The organism is Amycolatopsis sp. w19 (assembly GCF_051373225.1).
In the GTDB taxonomy this organism is placed as follows: domain Bacteria; phylum Actinomycetota; class Actinomycetes; order Mycobacteriales; family Pseudonocardiaceae; genus Amycolatopsis; species Amycolatopsis japonica.
In genome coordinates this window covers 406,112-424,207 of sequence record NZ_JBPQFM010000005.1, presented here as the reverse complement: position 1 = coordinate 424,207, position 18,096 = coordinate 406,112, and the positions used below count along the sequence as shown (strand labels likewise).

Here is an 18,096-nt window from a genome sequence, read left to right as displayed (position 1 = left end):
GGGCGGCGGCGGTGGCCTGCCGAGCGCCCCGGTGGCGCCGGTCGCGCCCACGACGACCGCCCAGCCCGGACACGACAACACCGGCGGCGGCCGCGGGCCGCTCGCCGTCCTCGACTCCGGAATCCCCGCCACGCAGCTGAAGCTCCTCGGAACCGGCTGCGATCACGAAGGCGAGCGCACCGGCCGGGAAGCCGCGCTTCCCGCCACCTCCCCCGACTGACCTGACCGGGTCGCCGGGGAGAACCACGTCCAAACCAAGATCAACTTCTGGTTTCGACGCCTGCTGAATCCTCTGGCATAAGCCGCTTTCGCCTGCCCCTTTTCAGGCAACCCCAAAGTCTTTCCGAACGGCCGACCGCGCCCGGCCGGTTCGGATCCCGGCCCCGGCGCCGCGCTGCCCCTGCGGCGCCGGGACCAGCACCGGGTGGACTCCGGGGGCTTCTGCTCACCGCGCCGAGCAGGAGCCGGCCAAGCTCGAAGTCCGCCTGAACCGCGGGCGGTTCCCGGCACGTCGAGGGGCTGTGCCGGGTAACCGCCGCGGTGCCCGTCCCGAGGTTTCGGCCTCGGGACGGGCCGGATAGCCGGTGCGCTGGTCGTGCGGCGCCGATGCCCTCCCTGGAGCATCGGCCGCCCCGCCGGCGCACCGGCTATTTCCGTTTCCGGCCCGCGTTTCGTCCTCTGAATGCGGTAGTTGCACGCGCAAGGACCGCATTCAGAGGACGAAATGCGGGGCGTCAGGTGACCTGGACGGCGACCGGGGCGACGACGGCGGGGGTCGCGGCGACCGAAGCGGCCGCCGCGCCGAGACGGCGTACGGCCTCGAAGAGCGTCTCGGCCGGAAGCGCGTACGGCAGCCGTAGCCAGCGCTCCAGACCACCGTGGACACCGAACCGCGAGCCCGGCGCCACCTGCACCCCGTGTCCCGCCGCCGCGACGGCCAGCCGCGTGCTCATCGGCTCCGGCAGACGGCACCACAGCGAGAGCCCGCCGGACGGGACGGTGAACGTCCACTCCGGGCAGTACCAGTTGAGCGCGCCGGTCAGCGCGTCGCGCAGGGCCAGCGTCTCCTGACGACGATGTGCCAGCGCGGCCCCGCCGTCGTCGAGCAGTTCCGCGAGGACGAGCTGCTCGAACACCGGAGACCCCAGGTCGACGGCGAACCGGGCGGCGACCAGCCGCCCGATGATGTCCTCGGACGCGCGGATCCAGCCGAGCCGCAGGCCCGCCCAGTGCGATTTGGACGCCGAGCCGATCGTGATGCCGAGATCGCCCATGAACGCGCCCAGCGGCGGCGGTCCGTCCACCGGATCGCCTTCGAGGTCCAGCTCGACCAGCGTCTCATCGATGATCGCCGGGGTCCGAGCGCGGTTCAGCGCGGCCGCGAGCCGTTCCCGGCCGGCGGCGTCCATGCGCAGGCCGGTCGGGTTATGGAAGTCCGCGACGAAGTACGCGAGCCTCGGCGCGGACTGCCGCAGCGCGGCTTCGATACCGACGACGTCCCATCCGGTGACCGGGTCCAAGGGCACCGGTACCCCGATCGCGTGGGCCGCGCCGATGGCTTCCAGCGAGTTCGGGTACGTCGGCTGCTCGACGAGCACCCGGTCGCCGGGGCCGGCCAACATGCGGAGGACCTGCACGAACGCGTGATGCGCGCCGTTGGTGATCATCACCTGATCGGCGTTGGTCGGCAGGCCGCGTTCGGTGTAGCGGCGGGCGATCCGCTCACGCAGGACCCGCAGGCCGCGCACCTGATAGCCGTTCTCGCCGAGGTGGTCCACCAGCGCCTTCCGCGCGGCATCGACGGCCGGGACCAGGCCCGCGACGGCGGGCGGGCAGGCCTGGGCGAGGTCGATGAGGTCCTCGCCGGTCGGCAGGATCGCGCTCCGGCCGCGACCGCCGTGCGCCGCGATCCACGAACCCGCCCCGCGACGGCTCGCGACCAGGCCGTCGGCGCGCAGTTTGTCCAGCGCGGCACCGATCAGCGTGCGGCTGACGTCCAGCGCTTCGGCGAGCTCCCGCTCGGCGGGCAGTTTCGTGCCGAGCGGCAGCCTGCCGTCGAGGACCAGCAGCTCGACGGCGGCCGCCAGATCCGCGGCACCGTGTCGAGAACCACTCTGCCGCCAACTCCCCAGCAAGATGGCCAATTTCGGGCCCGAAACGCGTCCAGTCAGCGGGATCAGCGGTTCCATAAGACCAATTGTTCCAGATTGGTCATGGTCAAGGTAGCCACTTACCCCTGATGGTGCACACGTGGCACTCAAACTCGACCTCAAACCTGTCGGCATCTCCCAGGACACCACCCGCCGTTCGCTCCAGCTCGTCGGCGGGCTCGCCCTCTACGGCGGCAGCATGGCCATGCTGACCAGGTCGGGACTCGGCCTCGACCCGTGGGACGTGCTCCACGAAGGCCTGATGAAGATCACCGGTCTCTCGTTCGGCACGGTCACCGCGATCGCGTCGGTCCTCGTTCTCCTGCTGTGGATCCCGCTGCGGCAGCGACCGGGGATCGGGACCGCGGCCAACGTCGTGGTCATCTCGCTCACCGTCGACCTCGTGCGGGTCTTCCTGCCCGATCAGGACGTGCTCGGCTGGCAGATCTTCAACCTCGTCGCCGGGGTCGTGCTCAACGGCCTCGCCGCCGCGATCTACGTCGGCGCGCGGCTCGGCCCCGGCCCCCGCGACGGGCTGATGACCGGTCTCTCGGCCCGGACGGGCAAGTCGATCCGCCTCGTCCGGACCCTCATCGAGATCACCGTCCTGGCCGCGGGCTGGCTGCTCGGCGGCACGGTCGGCGTCGGCACGGTCCTCTACGCGCTCGCCATCGGCCCCCTGACCCAGGCGTTCCTGCCGTACGTCGTGTGGCGGGAACGCGCCCACGCGTGACTGGAGGGACGACACACGTGTCGTCCATCCGGTCACGCGAAAGCGCCGGGCGAGCAAGAGCGGCGGCGCGATGGGGCACGGCCTCGTGAGTGCTCGCCACGGAGACCTGGCGCGCTCTTGACTGTCCATAAGGGACACCTCGGGGGACAAAATGCCCGATTTGTTCACTTTGCGCACGGGTCGTGAGTGTTTTGGGTCGTTCTAACCCTCTTTATCACTCACGACCCCGTCCGGAAACGGGCATAAAGGCATCAATCGGATGCCGGAGCGGGTGCACCGCTCACGAGCTGATCAGCTCGCCTCGCGTTGCTCTAGGAGGCGCCGGACGGCGAGGTAGTCGATGCCCCGCTGCGCGAGTACGTCGGCGACCACGCCGGGAACGGCTGTCAGCGCGAGCAGGAGGTGCTCGCCTTCGATGCGCTTGCTGCCGACATCGATGGCTTCGCGAAGGCTCTTCTCCAGCACCTTCTTCGCCTCCGGCGTGAACGGCCGGTGACCACGTCCCGCGCGCTGCCCGCCGGTCAGCGCTCCCGGGCCGTGGGTCTGCTCGACCCGCTCGACGATGTGCTCGACGTCGATGCCGAACCCGCTCAGTGCTTCGACATCGGCGTCGCTGATCCCGCCCCGGCGGCGGACGCGGCGGAGGTCGTCGGCCAGTTCGTCCGCCGGGCAGCCCAGCGCGGTCAGCACGCCGGTCCCCCTGGCCAGCGACGTCAGCAGGTGCAGCGGATCGACGTTGGCGGACGTCTCGTCCGACGCCACCCGCTGGGCGCCGACGACGACCTCGCGCAGTTCGGGCGTGAAACGTTCGAACATCAGTGCCTCCCGTACTTCTTGTGCACCGCTTGCCTGCTGACCCCCAGCTCGGCCGCGATCTCCTGCCAGGACCAGCCGTGTACCCGCGCGCTGCGGACCTGCACGGCCTCGAGTTGTTCCAACAGCCGGCGCAAGGCGGCGACGGCGCGCAATCCCACCCGGGGATCGCGGTCGCCGGCTCGCGCGGCCAGATCTGTCGCTTCGGTCATGACGTCAACCTACGTTGACATCCTGTCCGCGTCAACCTCAGTTGACAGTTAGGGTCGGGGACATGGCCGAAATCTCAGTGGCGGAAAGGGACGGAGTAGGCGCCGACGGAGCGACGCGCCCCACCGAAGACCATGTCGCCGTACTCGGCAACGCCGTGGTGGTGCTGGACGGAGCGACCGCGCCGAGGCCGGATCTGCCGTCCGGCGGCTGGTACGCGAGCCTGCTCGTGCACAGCCTGTCGCGGGCGCTGACCGCCGAACCCCAGGCCGATCTCGCGGTCCTGCTGGCCGAGTCGATCGCCGACGTCGCCCAGCGCGAGGGCCTCGAACCAGGACGCTCGCCGTCGAGCACGGTCGCGATCGCGCGCTGGACCGACGACACCGTCGACGGGCTGGTGCTCGCCGACAGCCCCATCGTCGCCTTCGGCCCTTCCGGCGCCGACCCGCTCACCGACGACAGGCTCACCTCCCTGCGCGAAAGCGGCCAGCTCCGCACCGGCGCCGACGTCCGCGCGAAACGCAACGCGCCGGACGGCTTCTGGGTCGCCGAAGCGGAACCCAAGGCCGCCGCCGAGGCCGTCCGCCGCAGCTGGCCGCGTTCGGCGGTCGACGCCCTGCTGCTGGCCACCGACGGCGTCGCGATCGGCGTCGACGAGTACGGCCTGTTCGACTGGCCGGAAGTGCTCGCCATCAGCCGGGAGCGTGGCCCCGACGCCGTCCTCGACGCGGTGCGCACGGCGGAGAAACAGGACCCCGACGGCGAGCGCTGGCCCCGCGCGAAAAGGCACGATGACCAGCTACTGGTACTGGTCGACTTCGGGGTAGCCCCAGGGTAAAACCGGGGGCTTCCCGGATCGGAAAGCCGCGCCCGCGCGAGCAGGCTGGACGCATGACGTTCCCTGGGGAGAGATCGCGGACGAGACCCTGGCTGATCGCGTCGGGCGCGGCCATCGGCTGGGCGCTGTTCACCATGGTCGTGCTGCATCTGATCAGTTCACGCGATCCGGTGTTCGACACGCTGTCCAGTTACGCCTACGTCGACCGCGGCACCGGCATGCTCGGCGCCAGCGTGCTCTCCCTGTCGATCGGCTCGCTCACCGCGCTCGGCGCACTGGCCGCGGCCGGGATCCCGCTCAGCCGCACCACGAAGCTGCTGTTCGTGCTGTGGTCGCTCGGGCTGGCGGCGGCCGCGATCTTCCCGGCGAGCTACCCCGAATTCCCGGATCCGGTCAGCGGCGAGATCCACCTTTACGCGTGCCTCATCGCGTTCCTCAGCCTGCCCGCCGCCGGCTTCACCCTGCGCGACAACCTGCGCGGCACCCCGGCGGCCAGGCTCGTCGGGCGCCTGGCCTGGGGCAGCGCGGCCGGTCTCGTCGTCTTCGGGCTCAGCTTCATCTTCGTGCGCCTGGCCGACATCCCGTTCTTCAAGACGCTGACCGATATCGCGCCGGTCGGGGTCATGCAGCGGGTTTCCTTGGTGGCCCACGTGATCCTGATCGCCGGGATGCTGAAGGTCGCGTCAGCGGCGCACCGCGTCGGCGAATTCCGGGGCGTAGCCGTAGAGGCCGGGCAGCCCGCCCGTGTGCAGGAAGACAACGTGCTCGTCGGGCGCGAAATGGCCTTCGGCGGCCCAGCGGATCAGCGCGGCGCCCACTTTGCCGGTGTACACGGGATCGAGCGCGATTCCTTCCGTGCGGCCGAAAAGCCGCACCGCGTCCCACGTCTCGTCGGTCGGGATCCCGTAGCCGGGGCCGATCGTGCGGTCGTCGACGCGCAGACCGTCGAGTGACGGCGGCTCGGTGCCGAGCAGCGCGGAGGCGGCGATGGTGAGATCGGCCAGATTGTCGAGGGCTTCGTCGACCGGATGGCTGACGCAGGCGATGTCCAGTGTCAGCCAGTCGAGGTCCGCGGTCCCGACGACGAGCCCCGCGGACGTCCCGCCACTGGCGTGCGGGGCGACCAGCCTCGCCTTGGTGATCCCCAGCTCGGCGAGCTGCCCGGCGAGCTCCCGTGCGGCCGCGACGTAACCGAGCGCACCGACCCCGTCGGAGCCGCCGACCGGGAACGTCGCCACCTGGCGCCCCTCGGCCGCGGCTTCGGTGATCAGCCGGTCGTAGGTCCTTCCGGTCTCCTCGCCGTCGCGGCAGATGTGCACGTTCGCGCCGAAGAGATGGTCGAGGGAGACGTTGCCGGACCTTTCGTACGCGTCCCCGTCGCGAGGAACCTTCGCCGTCAGCACGAGCTCGCACCGCAACCCGAGCTTCGCGCAGGCGGCGGCGGTCTGGCGGCCGTGGTTGGTCTGCAGCGCGCCGAAGGTGATCACCGTGTCGACGCCGTTCTCGATCGCCGCGCCGAGCAGGAACTCGAGTTTGCGCAGTTTGTTGCCGCCCACGCCGAGCGGATGCACGTCGTCCCGTTTGAGCAGCAGGTTCGGCAGGCCGAGGGCCTCGCCCAGCCGGGGCGCGGAATGCAGCGGCGTCGGGTAGCCGCCGAGGTCGACGCGGGGGAAGCGATCGAGGTTCATGAGCCTCACGTAACCACACCGAAGCCATCGGCTGGTATCGTTCGTTTGAACGAACGAGAACCTGCAGGGGGAACCCATGACCACCTCGAAGGCCGACCTCGCGTTCACCGGCCTCGCCGAACAGGCCTCGATGCTCGCCGGCGGCGCGGTCACTTCCGTCGAACTCACCCGGCAAGCGCTCGAAAAGGCCGAAGCCAGCCAGCCCGTTCTCAACGCCTTCAAATGCCTTCGCGCCGAAGAAGCCCTTCGTGAGGCCGAGGAAGCCGATCGGCGGCTCGCTGCCGGTGAATCCGCTCCCCTGCTCGGCGTCCCGACCGCGATCAAGGACGACCTAGATGTCACCGGACTGCCGACGGCGTTCGGTTGCGAGGGCGATTTCTCCGTCGCGACAACGGATTCCCCGCCCGTCGCCGCGCTCCGCGAGGCGGGCGCGGTGCTCATCGGCAAGACCAACACCCCGGAACTCGGCCAATGGCCGTTCACCGAAGGCCCCGCGTTCGGCGCGACCCGCAATCCATGGGACACCGAGCGCACGCCGGGCGGTTCCTCCGGCGGCGCGGCGGCGGCCATCGCGTCGGGGGTGATCGCCGCCGCGCTGGGTTCCGACGGGGCCGGGTCGATCCGGATCCCGGCCGCGTGGACCGATCTGGTCGGCATCAAACCGCAGCGCGGCCGCGTCCCGACCGAACGCGAACTCTTCCACGGCCTGACCGTGGTCGGCCCGCTCGCGCGCACCGTCGCCGACGCGGCCCTCCTGCTGGACGTCGCCGCCGGCACCGGCACCGCGTTCCAGGCCGCCGCCCGCCGCGAACCGGGCCGGATGCGGATCGGGCTGTCCACTCGGATCCCTTTCACCGCAACGAAAACGAAGCTCGATCCGCAGGCGCACGCGGCCGTCGTCCGCCTCGCTGAGCGGTTCGCCGAACTCGGCCACGAGATCGTCGAGATCGAACCCGACTACCGGCTGATCGGCCTCACCTTCCTGCCGCGTTCGCTCGTCGGCGTGCGTGACTGGTCCCGTCGCGTCCCGGACCAGGCGCGGCTCGATCCGCGCACCCGCGCCAACGCACGGCAGGGTTCGGCGCTGGCCGGTCCGGCGCTGCGGCTCGCGCGCGCCACGGAACCGTTGCTGCAGCGGCAGATCGGCTCGGTGTTCGGACGGGTGGACGTCGTGCTCACGCCCACCACCGCCACCCCGCCCCCGCGGATCGGCACCTTCGACCGGCTCTCCGGCTGGCAGACCGACCAGGCCATGATCGCCGCGTGCCCCTACGCTTGGCCGTGGAACGTGCTGGGCTGGCCGGGGGTCAACGTCCCCGCCGGGCTGACCCCGGACGGCCTGCCGCTCGGCGGTCAGCTGCTCGGCCCCTCGCACGCCGAGGAGCGGCTCATCTCGCTGGCCGCGCAACTGGAAGAGGTCGAACGGTGGCAGGACCGCAAACCCGAGACCGCTTGGTGAACACCCGCGAGGCCATTCTCCACGCCGCCCTCAAGGTGGTCGGGGAACAGGGTGTCGGCGGGCTGACCAACCGCCGGATCGCGACCGCGGCCGGCGTCTCGCTCGGCACGCTGACCTACCACTTCCCCAGCCAGACCGCCTTGCTGCGCGAGGCGATGCTGCTGTTCGTCGAGGAAGAGACCACGAAGCTGACCGGGTTCGTCGACGCGTACCGCGAGCAAGGGTTGAGTGTCGAGCAGGCCGCGTCGGTGGTCGAGCAGGTCATCGCGCAGCTGCCGTTCGGCACCGACGAACTCGGCGCGCACGAGCTGTACCTTCAGGCCGCGCGCGACCCGGAACTCCAGGACGCGGCCGCACGCTGTTTCGCCGCGTATGACGAACTCGCGCTGGTGATCCTGAAAACGCTCGGCGTGCCGTCGCCGGAACGGCTGACCGGTCCCGTCGTCGCGCTGATCGCCGGCCTGCAGTTGCGCAGGCTGGCCACGGGAGACGACGGCGTCGGGGTGGCGCAGTCGCTGATGATGCTCGTCCGCGGCGCGTCATGACCGGTCCGCCGATCGTCAAGGGGACGGCGGCGTGGAAGTACTTCGGCGACTTCCGGGCCGGGCTGCTGGCGGGCCAGGTACTGGTGCTGCAGGTCGCGCATCCGGTCGTCGCGGCCGGGGTGCGGGATCATTCCGACTACGTCGAGGATCCGTGGACCCGGCTGATGCGCACGGCCGCGTCGCTGTCCATCTACATCTACGGCGGCCCGGAGGGCGCGCGCTACGAGGCGGACCGGCTGCGCGCACTGCACCGGCGGTTCACCGGCGTCGACGACGGCCGCCGCTACAGCGCGCTGAACCCGCACGCGTACGCCTGGGTGCACGCCACGCTCGTCATGGTTCCCGTTGACACACAACGGTTCTACGGAACACCGATGACCCGGTCCGAAGTGGACGAATACTACGCGCAGATGTGCGACGTCGGACGGCTTCTCGGTCTGCGCGAGCAGGACCTGCCGCCGACGTGGCCCGAATTCGAGCGGTACTACGCGGACATGATCGACGGTTTCGGCCCGAACGAAACGATTTCGACGTTGTTCGAAACGATCCGCACGGTGAAGAAACCGTGGCGATGGCTGCCCGACAAACGGTGGGTCCGGCTTCAACGGTGGCAGCATCGGGGACAGATGTTCGTCATCCGCGCCACGCTGCCACCCGCGCTGCGAGACCGCCTCGGTCTACAGTGGACTGACCGTGACCAGCGCCGATTCGACCGATTCCGTCGCGTGGTGCGATTCTTCGGCGGCCTGGTGCCGGTGACGTTGCGTTCCTCGCTCGTACGGCGGATCGGCAGGCTCAACGTCTGGTTCCGGGCGCATCCACGCGCGTATCGTTTCCTCGGGGGCTGACCCCCACCGGAGTAAGGGGCGAAGTCCCCTGTACGGGGGACCCCGATTCACTCCGCGCTGTGACGCTTTCCCGGGCCGTCGTCGTTAACTTCAGCCGGGATGGGGAATTCACCGAGGGGGCGGCGCACGGCGCCGATGGTCATCGCCCGCGTACTCGTGCTCTGCGCGCTGGCGTCCGTTCTGCTGTCCGGCACCGCGCGGGCGGACGGCGTGTCGAGCGGCGCGGACGTCCAGGTCGCGCAGACGCTCGGCACCCGGGATCTCACGGTCATCCTGCGGCGGATGGACATCGCGCCCGGGCCGCTGCACATCGACGTCGTGACGCACACCGGAAGCGCGCCGGGAACGCTGAAACTGCGCGCGTCCACCGCCGGGACCACGTTTTCCGAAACCACGGTGCAGCTGGACGGGAAACCCGGCGCCCATGCGGCACAGCTGCGGGTCGATCAGCCGGGTCCGTGGGAGCTCGGCCTGGACGACGGGACGGACACCGCGTCGATCCCGTTCATCGTCCCGGCCAGGGTCATCCCTCCGTGGGAGAAGGCCACCTTCGGCGGCTTCGTCGCCGCGGGTGTGTTCCTGGTGCTCGGTCTCGTCGTCGCGCTCCGCGTCCGGCGGCCGCAACTCGCGCTGATCCCCGCCGGTGGGATGGTCGCCGCGCTCGCGGTCGCGGTCACCGGCGCGATGCTGTCGGCGTCCACTCCGCCGCCGCCCGCGCCCGGTACGGCCCTGGATCCGACGATCGACAACATCCAAGACCCATACGCGAACGCTCAGATGTCCACAGTGGACTTATCGCGGCCGCCGGTGAATCTGGCCGTTCGGTCGCCGAATGCACGAGCCGGCGCGCTCGCCGAGGTGCGCCTCGCCCTCGCCGACGGCTCGACCGGCCGCCCCGTCGACGATCTTCTGGTACACGACAACGCTTTGATCCATCTCGTCGTCATCTCGCCGACGGGCAGGCTCTGGCATCTGCATCCGGTGCGCGTCGGACCCGGTGACTACCGGATGAAGTTCACCCCGCCCGAGGCCGGGACCTACGCCGTCGCCGCGGAACTCGCCCGGCGAGGCGGCGGCGTGCAACTGCTCCGCACCACGCTGGACGTCGCGGCCGGAACGGATTCCCCCGCCGATCCTGTCCCCACCGGAGCCGGAAAACGGGTGATACAAGGGAATCCGGTCGACGTCGAGATCAGGCCGGGAACGCCGACCACGATCACCGCGCGGTTCGGCAAGGCCGATCTCCAACCCTGGCTGGGCATGCTCGGCCACCTCATCGTCGTCGGCCCGATCACCGGCGACCACCGGGTCGGCGCGGATGCCGCTGCCGCGCCGACCTGGGCCCACGTGCACTCGATGATCCCGCAGTCGCCGGGAATGCCGGGTAAACCCGATGAAACGGTCGCCGCGTACGGCCCCGACGTCCCGTTCACCTACACCTTCGCCGCGCCCGGCAAGTACCGCGTCTGGCTACAGGCCGAACGCGACTACACGGTGCTGACCGTGCCCATGGAGATCGACGTCCCGGCGGAAGGGGCACCACAGTGAATTCCACAGTGGACGGGCGAAAACCGGTTCTGCTGATCTCCGTGGTCGCCGTGCTCGCGGTGGCGATCGTGGCCTGGCTGGTGTGGCCGAGCAGCGGCGGGGCGCAGGTGCAGCGTTCGACGCAGGGCCCGTACACGGTGCAGATGTCGGTCGAAGATCCGCACCAGGGCGGCAATGTCTTCGCGCTGACCGTCTCCGGTGCCACGCCGGACGTCGTCACGCTCGAACCCGTGATGCCCCAGATGGGGCACGCGCTCGCCCCGTCGCCCGCGATCGCGGAAGGGCCGGGCCGGTTCCGCACCGGCGACGTCCTGCTGCCGATGTCGGGGCAATGGGAGATCACCGTTTCACTGCGCGGGCCGTCCGGCGCCACGCAGCACGTTTTTCCTTTGCTGGTCAAGTAAGAGAGGGAGGTCGGGGGTATGGATCTCACCGCGGGAGGGGCGAGGGCCGTCCCGGTGGCGCGCAGTGAACGCACCGGTCTCGTACCGGCGGGCACGGTGCTGGCCGGATCGGTGATCTCACTGGTCGGGCTGACCTGGGACATCCAGTGGCACGGCGATGTCGGCCCGGACACGTTCTTCACGATGCCGCATCTGTTCCTGTATTCGGGCAGTGCGATCTCCGGGCTCGCGAGCCTCGTGGTCGTGCTGATGACCACGGCCGCGCGCCGGGCGGGACGTCCGGTCGACGCGCGGGTCGGCGGCCGCGCCATCAACGTCTTCGGCAAGATCTTCGCCGCACCGGCGGGCTACCTGGTGACCGGGACTGGCGCGGCGATGTTCCTGCTGTACGGCCTGTGGGACCAGTGGTGGCACGGCCTGTACGGCTTCGACGCGGTGATCGACTCGCCGCCGCATATCGGGCTGCTGCTGTCGATCACGCTGAGCATCATCGGCACGGTCATGGTGTTCGCGGCCGCGCGGGAACACCGCTGGGGCACCGTCGGCGTGGTCGGCAGCCTCGGCGTGCTGATCGCGTTCAGCACGGTCACCGTGCTGGGGCTGCAGCAGATCGACGTCGACGGGCTCGACGTCGTCTCCGTCGGCATCGCGCTGCTTTCGGTGCTGCTGGTCTCGGCGGGCGCCGGGTTCTGGGGGCGGCCGGGCGGCGCCGTCCGGGTCGCCACGGCGCTGGCGGTCATCCAGGCGATCACCTGGTGGTTCTCGCCGTGGGCCGCCGAGGCGTACGCGAGCGCCGTCGGCCTGCCGATGCGTGACTACATCGACGGCGTCCCCGCGATGCCTTCGATGATGCCGATGGCGCTGCTGCCGATCGCGGCCGTACTCGAAGCGGTGTATCTGCTTTCGCGGCGCGGCTGGTCGGCCGGCCGGGTTTCGGTGCTGGCAGGCGTGGTCGGCGGGCTGCTGGTCGGCGCGAGCATGCCGATCCAGAACGCGATCGTCTACGGCTCCGACCGGATGCCCTGGGCGGTCGTGTTCGCCACCGGCGCCGCCGGAGCGGTGGTCGGGCTGCTCGGCGGCTTCGCCGGGTGGCGGTTCGGCGGGATGCTGAGGCTGCTGGCCCCGGCGAAGGGGGAGAACGCGCATGCGTAAGACATTGCTGGCCTTGGCGGCGGCGATCGGGTTGCTGTTCGCGACCACGCCAGCGGCGAACGCCTACGAACCGGTGAACATCGTCCACACCGAACGGGTCCAGGTCGGACCGTACGGGATGACCGTCGGCTTCAGCACGTGGCCGTTGCGCGCCATGCAATCGCTGGATTTCACGTTCATCCCGGACGACGGGATCGCCGGGAAGTCGGGGACGCTCGCGTTCCTCAATCCGGAGACCGGGCGGCTGGGCCGTCCCCAGCCGCTGGCGAAGCATCCGCGGAAACTGGAGGTGTGGGGACTGGACATCCGGGCCCTGCAGACACAGGGCTCGTGGACGTTCCGGTTCGAGATCGACGGGCCCGCGGGCAAGGGCACGGGAGAACTCCGTGATCTGGCGGTGCTGGAGCAGCCTGGGCCGCCGATGGCGGTGAGCTGGTCGATCAGCCTGATCCCGCTGATCGTCCTCGCCGTCCTGATCGCCGTCGCCTGGCGGCGCACGAAATCCCGGCTACGCGGGAACGGTCTTCCCGCGACGGTGTGACTCGAAGTGACGAAGATCGGATGGCTCGCGTGTCCCAATGGATGCGCGAGCCTTTCGTCATGGGCTCAAATCGAACTGTCCGGCCTTGACCGCCTTGAGAAAGGCGTTCCACTCACCGGAATCGAAGACGAAGACGGGACTCGCGGCCAGCTTGGTGTCACGGACCCCCACCAGGCCTTCCCGGCCGAGGTTGACCTCGACGCAGTTCCCCCCGTTGGGCTCGCTCGCGAAGGACTTCTCCCACGCGGAGTCGTCGAACAGCGACACGGCCGTGGTCGGATCGTAATCCGCCGCCGATGGATAATCGGCCATTGGTCGTACCTCCGAACGTCGGTCGGGGGTGCGGGTCGCGACCTGCGCGAACCGTCACGGTCCCGGCTTCTCCCTGCCTCAACGGGACTATCCCGCACGGCCAAGTGGGTGATCAACTCCGCCCACCCTCGACATGAAGATTATTCCAGGAGTAGGATTAATCGCAGCGGCCGGGGCTCGGTTGTTGGTGAATCGCTCGCAGTACGTTTCGCCGTTCCGGCAGGCCATCGACGGCAGGTGACCAGCGGGGACACCGGTCCCGCGGCGCATGACCACCCACCGCCGACCTCGTGGGGGAGGATCAGCGTGATCATTCAGGACACCATGCCGGCGACGGTACTCGCCGTCGGCAGGCTCATGGCCGGGACGGCGGGCGAAAGCCGCCGCTCCGCGCATCTTTTCGACTTGCACTCCGGGGGTTCGCACCCCGAGTTCCTGCACGCCCGCTGTGGCGCGGCGATGCCTTACGACCATCTGGAATGGGTCCCCGTCGGTTCGGGGATGCCCTGTGAACGTTGCCTCGGCCTCGCCGGTTCGGCGGACCAGGCGCGGTTGCCGCGTCCGAGCCGGGGGGTGTGACCGCCATGGCCGTCCGCCTCACCACGCTGCTGTTCCGCCGTGAGGACGAACGCCTTGCCTCGGCGAAGCACCACCGCAACATCGGACTGGAACTGCGCCAGCGGTTCGGGTTCAGCCTCATCCAGGCGCCGCTGCGCAAGCAGCCGCCGTGGAATTCCGAAGTCGATTCGCCGGGCGCGCACCGGGACCTGATCAGGACCGGCCGGCCGCTCGAAGGTCAGTTCGAGCTGACGCCCCTGATCGGGCATCTGACCGGCCGGGCCTGACGAGGATCAGGGCTTGCGGCCCAATCCGCCGAGGCCGCCGGTGAACGTCGGGTCGTCCGCGAACCGGTCGCTGGCACGGGAATCCGCCTCGTCGAGATGCCAGGTGGCCATCCAGTCGATACCCGGCTCGACCAGCTCCAGCCCGTCGAAGAACGCGGTGAACTCCGCGCGGGACCGCAGGTGGAACGGCGCGCTGGTCTTCTTGTACAGCTCCTGGACGTTCTCCCGGTTGTCGCCTTCCTTGCGCGTGACGCCGTCCTCGGTCAGATGCGAGGACAGGAAGTACGAACCCGACGGCAGGAAATCGAGATAGCGCTGGACCATCTCGTGGACGGGCTCCTCCGGGCCGAGGAAGTACAGCAGGCCGACCAGGACCAGCCCGATCGGCTGCCGGGGGTCGAGCACGCCGGTGTCGAGGGCGCGTTTCCAGATGTCGGCGGGATCCCGGACGTCGCCCTGCAGTACCGCGTGCCGCCCGAGCAGGCCCTCACGTTCCAGCAGCAGCTGGGAATGCGCGACGGCGACCGGTTCGATGTCGACGTAGACGACCCGGCTGTCCGGGTTGATCGCGCTCGCGATCTGGTGGACGTTGCCGACGGTGGGCACGCCGGAACCGATGTCGAGGAACTGCGTGATCCCTTGACGCGCCAGGTATCCCACGCCACGGCCGAGGAAGTCGCGGCCGACGCGGGCGAACGTCTTGACCTCGGGGAACTGCTTGAGCACCTGCGAGCCGAACTCGCGGTCGATGGCCCAGTTGGCCGAACCGCCGAGGAACCAGTCGTACACCCTGGCCACGTTGGGTCGTTCGAGATCGACTCCCTCGGGGGCCACCGGGTCGATGGGGTCGTGCTGCGTCGTCATACCGTCACACCTCGTCAGGAACCGGGTTTGCGGGCGACCCCGCCGATGGCGCAGTTAAGCGCAGGCGAGCGGGGGTCGTCCAGCCGCCATGCGCCGACCGGGACCAGACCCGGTGCCACGAGGTCGAAATCCCCGAAGAAACCGAGGATCTCGTCCTTGTCGCGGAAGGACGCGGGCGTGCTCGACTGTTCGTACTGCTTCACGACGCGCTGGACCTGTCCCAGCTCGTCACCCTCCACGTCGGACATCGTGACGTGGGAAAGAACGTAGAACGAACCGGCGGGCAGCAGCCGCCGGTAGCGCGCGATGACGTCGCCGAGCGCGGGGCCCGGCACGAAATGCAGGACCGCGACGGTGAGCAGGGCGACCGGTTTCGCCGGGTCGAGCACGCCGGTGTCGAAGGCGTGTTCCCAGACTTCGTCCGCCTCGCGCAGGTCTCCGCCGATCACCGCGTGCCTGGCGGGGTCGCCGTTCTTCTCCAGCAGGATGCGGGCGTGCGCGACGGCGACCGGTTCGTTGTCGACGTACACGCACCGGCTGTCGCCGTCGACCTCACCGGCGATCTCGTGGACGTTGCCGACCGTCGGCACGCCGGAACCGAGATCGAGGAACTGGTTCACGCCGTGTTCGGCGCAATGCCGCACTGCCCGGCCGAGGAAGGCGCGGTTGGCCCTGGCGAGGGCGCGGATGAGCGGGAAGGTCTTGACCAGCTGTTCGCCGAATTCCCGGTCCACCGCCCAGTTCGCGGTCCCGCCGAGCGCCCAGTCGTAGATCCGGGCGGCGTTGGGCCGCTCGAGATCGACGCCTTCGGGGAGGAACCGCGGGTCCATCTCAGGCTTGCATCTGTGTTCTGTACAGCTCGGCGAGTTCCTTGAGGAACTGCCGGGTCTCCTGACGCTCCAGCGCGGCGCCGCGCAATCTGTCCCAAGAGTCCACGAAGATGTTGAAGTCCTTGACGTCGTCGAGGTACAACCCGCCGGCGGAATGTTCGATGTAGACGAAATCCCTGGTGCGGTCCGGGAAACGCATGATGGTGAAGTCGTTGGGCACGGCGGCGAGCCGCGCGCCGAACGGCAGCACGTGCACGTACACGCGCGGATGCTTGTCCAAAGCCAACAGATGCTCGACCTGGTCCAGCATCACCGCCGGGGCGGAGCCGCCGGGAGCGCGGCGCAAGGCGCCCTCGCTGATGATGAACCGGTAGTACGGCGGTTGTTGCTGCTCGAAGACGGCCTTACGGTCCAAGCGGTTGCGGACCAGCGATGTGACGTCGGTGGCGCCGGCTTCGGTGAACTGCTTGAGCATGTAGTGCTCGGACTGCAGCGGGCCGGGGATGCGCTCGCCGTGCCAGGTGAGGATCTCCGCGGCCGCGGGTTCGAGGTCGGTGAAGGTGCGGAACCAGTGCGGCACCACGGATCGGTAGCCGGACCAGTGGCCGCGCTGCCCGGCCGCGGCGCGGGCCAGGTTCATCAACGTGTCGGCCTCGTCGCCGTTGATCCCGAACGCGTTCAGCATCGATCGCACATCCCCGAGCTTGACCCCGACGGCACCGGACTCGATCTTGTTGACCTTGCCCTGGGTGCAGCCGAGCACTTCGGCGACCTGCTGCTGTGTCATCCGCGCGGCGTTGCGGGCATGCCGGAGCTCGTTCCCGAGCTGCTTCCGGCGCGAGGTGACGGTGCTGGCCATCGCCTTGCTCTCCCGGACCACATAGACCAGGACCGCGGCTGCCCGCCGTCCTGCGCGCGAATACTCGAACCCACCCAGGGTACTTCACCTTGCGGGGTTCGATGATGACATTGCGCAGCGTTCCAGGAAACGGCCGAAAACACCAGTCACCTGGTACGTCACCCTGGTGGCGGAGCGATCTCGTCACATTTCGGGCACGGCGGTCGGGCATAGTGACCGAGTGGACCAATCCCCCTTCGCCAGGCAGGTCACCGATGGTGTGTTCGGGTACGTACAGCCCGACGGCTCGTGGTGGATCAACAACTGCGGCTTCGTCGCCGCGGGCGATCACACGGTGGTGATCGACACCTGTTCGACCGAACGGCGCACCAGGGCGCTGCTGGCGACGGCGGAGTCGACCGCCGGGGCGCCGGTGACCACTGTGGTCAACACGCATCATCACGGCGACCACACGAACGGCAACTACCTGGCGACCGGCGCGACGATCGTCGGGCACCGGAAGACGCGCGAGGTGATGGTCGCGACCGGGATCAACACCTACGAGAACTCGTTCACCGGGAACGACTGGGGCCATCTGGAGCTGCGGCCGCCCGAGGTGCTGTTCGACGACCGGCTGACCGTGCACGCCGGCGACGTCCGGCTGGAGCTGATCCATCCCGGGCACGCCGCGCACACCACCAACGACGTACTCGTCTGGCTGCCGGAGCGGCGGGTGCTGTTCGTCGGCGACCTGATCTTCAACGGCGGCAGCCCCTTCGCGCTGATGGGCTCGCCCGCCGGGTGGCGGAAGGCGCTGGAGTTGGTCCGTTCGCTGGAGCCGGAGACGATCGTGCCGGGCCACGGCCCGGTGTGCGGCCCCGAGGCGATCGACGTCGTCGACGGATACCTGGGTTTCCTGCAGAAACTCGCGTCGTACGGGAAGGCCGCCGGGCTGACGCCCCTGCAGGCCGCTCGCGAAGCGGATCTGGGGCCTTACGAGACACTGTCCGAACAGGAACGGCTTCCGGCGAACCTGCACCGGGCTTATGCCGAACTGGACGGCTTGGAGTGGGGCGGGGCGATCGACCTGGGGGCGGCGCTGGCGGACATGGTCACCTTCAACGGTGCGCCCATCCGGTGCTTCTCCTGACTAGCCCCTGCTCTCTCCTGCGGCGGGTGTTGCGAAAGCCACTTTCGCAACGTTGAGGGTTGCGAAAGTGGCTTTCGCAACCCTCCCGGCCGCTGCCCGCGTCCCCGCACGTCCCAAAGGCCACCTTTGAGACATCCAACGTCCCAAATGCTCCCTTCAAGACACCCGAAATCCGCCTAGTGCCCCACAAGCAGCCCCCACCCGTCCCTGGGGGGGCGACCCCGAACCCAGCGTACCGCCGCAAGCGCCGCCTCAGGCCGCGCGAGCCGAGTTGTCCACAGGCAGGCCCGGTTGTGGACAACTCCCGGTTGATCCCTTCTCGCCCCGG

20 protein-coding genes and 2 pseudogenes are annotated in these 18,096 nt (G+C 69.5%); 14 read left to right on the top strand and 8 right to left on the bottom strand.

Features of this window, described 5'->3' with window-relative positions; all coding sequences use genetic code 11:
• A pseudogene (locus tag ACSMFO_RS14855) lies at positions 1 to 220 on the top strand (hypothetical protein); the annotation flags it as partial.
• 514 nt (positions 221 to 734) lie between these two features.
• Here the strand turns inward: ACSMFO_RS14855 and ACSMFO_RS14850 are convergent.
• Entirely contained in the window at positions 735 to 2,189 is a 1,455-nt protein-coding gene (locus ACSMFO_RS14850; protein ID WP_436459013.1) for a PLP-dependent aminotransferase family protein, read from the bottom strand.
• Between the two features lie 61 nt (positions 2,190 to 2,250).
• On the opposite strand from ACSMFO_RS14850, the gene ACSMFO_RS14845 reads away from it, so the two are divergent.
• Positions 2,251 to 2,883, top strand: coding sequence for a YczE/YyaS/YitT family protein (locus tag ACSMFO_RS14845; RefSeq protein WP_037333077.1), 633 nt, complete (start codon positions 2,251 to 2,253; stop codon positions 2,881 to 2,883).
• Positions 2,884 to 3,174: 291 nt separating this feature from the next.
• Here ACSMFO_RS14845 and ACSMFO_RS14840 read toward each other — a convergent pair whose 3' ends face one another.
• Together ACSMFO_RS14840 and ACSMFO_RS14835 are read right to left on the bottom strand one after the other, a co-directional pair.
• A complete protein-coding gene (locus tag ACSMFO_RS14840; RefSeq protein WP_436459012.1) occupies positions 3,175 to 3,699 on the bottom strand; it encodes a Clp protease N-terminal domain-containing protein in 525 nt (174 codons plus the stop codon).
• Positions 3,699 to 3,908, bottom strand: coding sequence for a sigma factor-like helix-turn-helix DNA-binding protein (locus tag ACSMFO_RS14835; protein ID WP_004559389.1), 210 nt, complete (start codon positions 3,906 to 3,908; stop codon positions 3,699 to 3,701). Before ACSMFO_RS14835 ends, ACSMFO_RS14840 begins: the two co-directional genes overlap by 1 nt.
• 62 nt (positions 3,909 to 3,970) lie before the next feature.
• Here ACSMFO_RS14835 and ACSMFO_RS14830 point away from each other — a divergent pair, with 62 nt between their 5' ends.
• Together ACSMFO_RS14830 and ACSMFO_RS14825 are read left to right on the top strand one after the other, a co-directional pair.
• Positions 3,971 to 4,744, top strand: coding sequence for a protein phosphatase 2C domain-containing protein (locus ACSMFO_RS14830; protein ID WP_436459011.1), 774 nt, complete (start codon positions 3,971 to 3,973; stop codon positions 4,742 to 4,744).
• A 53-nt stretch (positions 4,745 to 4,797) separates the two neighbouring features.
• A pseudogene (locus ACSMFO_RS14825) lies at positions 4,798 to 5,349 on the top strand (DUF998 domain-containing protein); the annotation flags it as partial.
• Positions 5,350 to 5,427: 78 nt separating this feature from the next.
• Here ACSMFO_RS14825 and ACSMFO_RS14820 read toward each other — a convergent pair.
• A complete protein-coding gene (locus ACSMFO_RS14820) occupies positions 5,428 to 6,432 on the bottom strand; it encodes a D-cysteine desulfhydrase family protein (protein WP_436459010.1) in 1,005 nt (334 codons plus the stop codon).
• Between the two features lie 76 nt (positions 6,433 to 6,508).
• Here ACSMFO_RS14820 and ACSMFO_RS14815 point away from each other — a divergent pair, with 76 nt between their 5' ends.
• From ACSMFO_RS14815 to ACSMFO_RS14785, 7 genes are all read left to right on the top strand, one after another.
• Complete coding sequence (locus ACSMFO_RS14815; protein WP_436459009.1) at positions 6,509 to 7,891, top strand: amidase; 1,383 nt, start codon at positions 6,509 to 6,511, stop codon at positions 7,889 to 7,891.
• Positions 7,888 to 8,436, top strand: coding sequence for a TetR/AcrR family transcriptional regulator (locus tag ACSMFO_RS14810; protein ID WP_162483774.1), 549 nt, complete (start codon positions 7,888 to 7,890; stop codon positions 8,434 to 8,436). Before ACSMFO_RS14815 ends, ACSMFO_RS14810 begins: the two co-directional genes overlap by 4 nt.
• Complete coding sequence (locus tag ACSMFO_RS14805) at positions 8,433 to 9,284, top strand: oxygenase MpaB family protein (RefSeq protein ID WP_436459008.1); 852 nt, start codon at positions 8,433 to 8,435, stop codon at positions 9,282 to 9,284. Before ACSMFO_RS14810 ends, ACSMFO_RS14805 begins: the two co-directional genes overlap by 4 nt.
• 99 nt (positions 9,285 to 9,383) lie before the next feature.
• The gene (locus ACSMFO_RS14800; RefSeq protein WP_436459007.1) at positions 9,384 to 10,832 is read left to right on the top strand and encodes a hypothetical protein; all 1,449 of its coding nucleotides are present in this window, start codon (positions 9,384 to 9,386) and stop codon (positions 10,830 to 10,832) included.
• The gene (locus ACSMFO_RS14795) at positions 10,829 to 11,236 is read left to right on the top strand and encodes a FixH family protein (RefSeq protein WP_083649904.1); all 408 of its coding nucleotides are present in this window, start codon (positions 10,829 to 10,831) and stop codon (positions 11,234 to 11,236) included. The genes ACSMFO_RS14800 and ACSMFO_RS14795 overlap by 4 nt, the downstream gene beginning before the upstream one ends.
• An 18-nt stretch (positions 11,237 to 11,254) precedes the next feature.
• Complete coding sequence (locus tag ACSMFO_RS14790) at positions 11,255 to 12,388, top strand: hypothetical protein (protein WP_436459006.1); 1,134 nt, start codon at positions 11,255 to 11,257, stop codon at positions 12,386 to 12,388.
• Complete coding sequence (locus tag ACSMFO_RS14785) at positions 12,381 to 12,929, top strand: hypothetical protein (protein WP_436459005.1); 549 nt, start codon at positions 12,381 to 12,383, stop codon at positions 12,927 to 12,929. Before ACSMFO_RS14790 ends, ACSMFO_RS14785 begins: the two co-directional genes overlap by 8 nt.
• A gap of 57 nt (positions 12,930 to 12,986) precedes the next feature.
• On the opposite strand, the gene ACSMFO_RS14780 is transcribed toward ACSMFO_RS14785, so the two are convergent.
• Complete coding sequence (locus ACSMFO_RS14780; RefSeq protein ID WP_038520263.1) at positions 12,987 to 13,241, bottom strand: DUF397 domain-containing protein; 255 nt, start codon at positions 13,239 to 13,241, stop codon at positions 12,987 to 12,989.
• Positions 13,242 to 13,547: 306 nt separating this feature from the next.
• On the opposite strand from ACSMFO_RS14780, the gene ACSMFO_RS14775 reads away from it, so the two are divergent.
• Positions 13,548 to 13,820, top strand: coding sequence for a hypothetical protein (locus ACSMFO_RS14775; protein WP_240596030.1), 273 nt, complete (start codon positions 13,548 to 13,550; stop codon positions 13,818 to 13,820).
• 5 nt (positions 13,821 to 13,825) lie between these two features.
• A complete protein-coding gene (locus ACSMFO_RS14770; RefSeq protein WP_038524575.1) occupies positions 13,826 to 14,086 on the top strand; it encodes a hypothetical protein in 261 nt (86 codons plus the stop codon).
• A 6-nt stretch (positions 14,087 to 14,092) separates the two neighbouring features.
• Here ACSMFO_RS14770 and ACSMFO_RS14765 read toward each other — a convergent pair whose 3' ends face one another.
• From ACSMFO_RS14765 to ACSMFO_RS14755, 3 genes are read right to left on the bottom strand one after another with little or no spacing between them, the layout of a single operon-like run.
• A complete protein-coding gene (locus ACSMFO_RS14765; protein WP_436459004.1) occupies positions 14,093 to 14,950 on the bottom strand; it encodes an SAM-dependent methyltransferase in 858 nt (285 codons plus the stop codon).
• Between the two features lie 14 nt (positions 14,951 to 14,964).
• Complete coding sequence (locus tag ACSMFO_RS14760) at positions 14,965 to 15,780, bottom strand: SAM-dependent methyltransferase (RefSeq protein ID WP_073846194.1); 816 nt, start codon at positions 15,778 to 15,780, stop codon at positions 14,965 to 14,967.
• Position 15,781: 1 nt separating this feature from the next.
• Positions 15,782 to 16,639, bottom strand: coding sequence for a helix-turn-helix domain-containing protein (locus ACSMFO_RS14755; RefSeq protein ID WP_037335949.1), 858 nt, complete (start codon positions 16,637 to 16,639; stop codon positions 15,782 to 15,784).
• A gap of 220 nt (positions 16,640 to 16,859) precedes the next feature.
• On the opposite strand from ACSMFO_RS14755, the gene ACSMFO_RS14750 reads away from it, so the two are divergent.
• Complete coding sequence (locus ACSMFO_RS14750) at positions 16,860 to 17,768, top strand: MBL fold metallo-hydrolase (RefSeq protein ID WP_073846193.1); 909 nt, start codon at positions 16,860 to 16,862, stop codon at positions 17,766 to 17,768.
• Positions 17,769 to 18,096: the final 328 nt, after the last annotated feature.

What these genes read in the sequence shown, in the direction of transcription:
- ACSMFO_RS14850 (WP_436459013.1), bottom strand. Translation starts at nt 2,189, where the DNA reads ATGGAACCGCTGATCCCGCTGACTGGACGCGTTTCGGGCCCGAAATTG.
- ACSMFO_RS14840 (WP_436459012.1), bottom strand. Translation starts at nt 3,699, where the DNA reads ATGTTCGAACGTTTCACGCCCGAACTGCGCGAGGTCGTCGTCGGCGCC.
- ACSMFO_RS14835 (WP_004559389.1), bottom strand. Translation starts at nt 3,908, where the DNA reads ATGACCGAAGCGACAGATCTGGCCGCGCGAGCCGGCGACCGCGATCCC.
- ACSMFO_RS14830 (WP_436459011.1), top strand. Translation starts at nt 3,971, where the DNA reads ATGGCCGAAATCTCAGTGGCGGAAAGGGACGGAGTAGGCGCCGACGGA.
- ACSMFO_RS14820 (WP_436459010.1), bottom strand. Translation starts at nt 6,432, where the DNA reads ATGAACCTCGATCGCTTCCCCCGCGTCGACCTCGGCGGCTACCCGACG.
- ACSMFO_RS14815 (WP_436459009.1), top strand. Translation starts at nt 6,509, where the DNA reads ATGACCACCTCGAAGGCCGACCTCGCGTTCACCGGCCTCGCCGAACAG.
- ACSMFO_RS14805 (WP_436459008.1), top strand. Translation starts at nt 8,433, where the DNA reads ATGACCGGTCCGCCGATCGTCAAGGGGACGGCGGCGTGGAAGTACTTC.
- ACSMFO_RS14800 (WP_436459007.1), top strand. Translation starts at nt 9,384, where the DNA reads ATGGGGAATTCACCGAGGGGGCGGCGCACGGCGCCGATGGTCATCGCC.
- ACSMFO_RS14790 (WP_436459006.1), top strand. Translation starts at nt 11,255, where the DNA reads ATGGATCTCACCGCGGGAGGGGCGAGGGCCGTCCCGGTGGCGCGCAGT.
- ACSMFO_RS14785 (WP_436459005.1), top strand. Translation starts at nt 12,381, where the DNA reads ATGCGTAAGACATTGCTGGCCTTGGCGGCGGCGATCGGGTTGCTGTTC.
- ACSMFO_RS14780 (WP_038520263.1), bottom strand. Translation starts at nt 13,241, where the DNA reads ATGGCCGATTATCCATCGGCGGCGGATTACGATCCGACCACGGCCGTG.
- ACSMFO_RS14770 (WP_038524575.1), top strand. Translation starts at nt 13,826, where the DNA reads ATGGCCGTCCGCCTCACCACGCTGCTGTTCCGCCGTGAGGACGAACGC.
- ACSMFO_RS14765 (WP_436459004.1), bottom strand. Translation starts at nt 14,950, where the DNA reads ATGACGACGCAGCACGACCCCATCGACCCGGTGGCCCCCGAGGGAGTC.
- ACSMFO_RS14760 (WP_073846194.1), bottom strand. Translation starts at nt 15,780, where the DNA reads ATGGACCCGCGGTTCCTCCCCGAAGGCGTCGATCTCGAGCGGCCCAAC.
- ACSMFO_RS14755 (WP_037335949.1), bottom strand. Translation starts at nt 16,639, where the DNA reads ATGGCCAGCACCGTCACCTCGCGCCGGAAGCAGCTCGGGAACGAGCTC.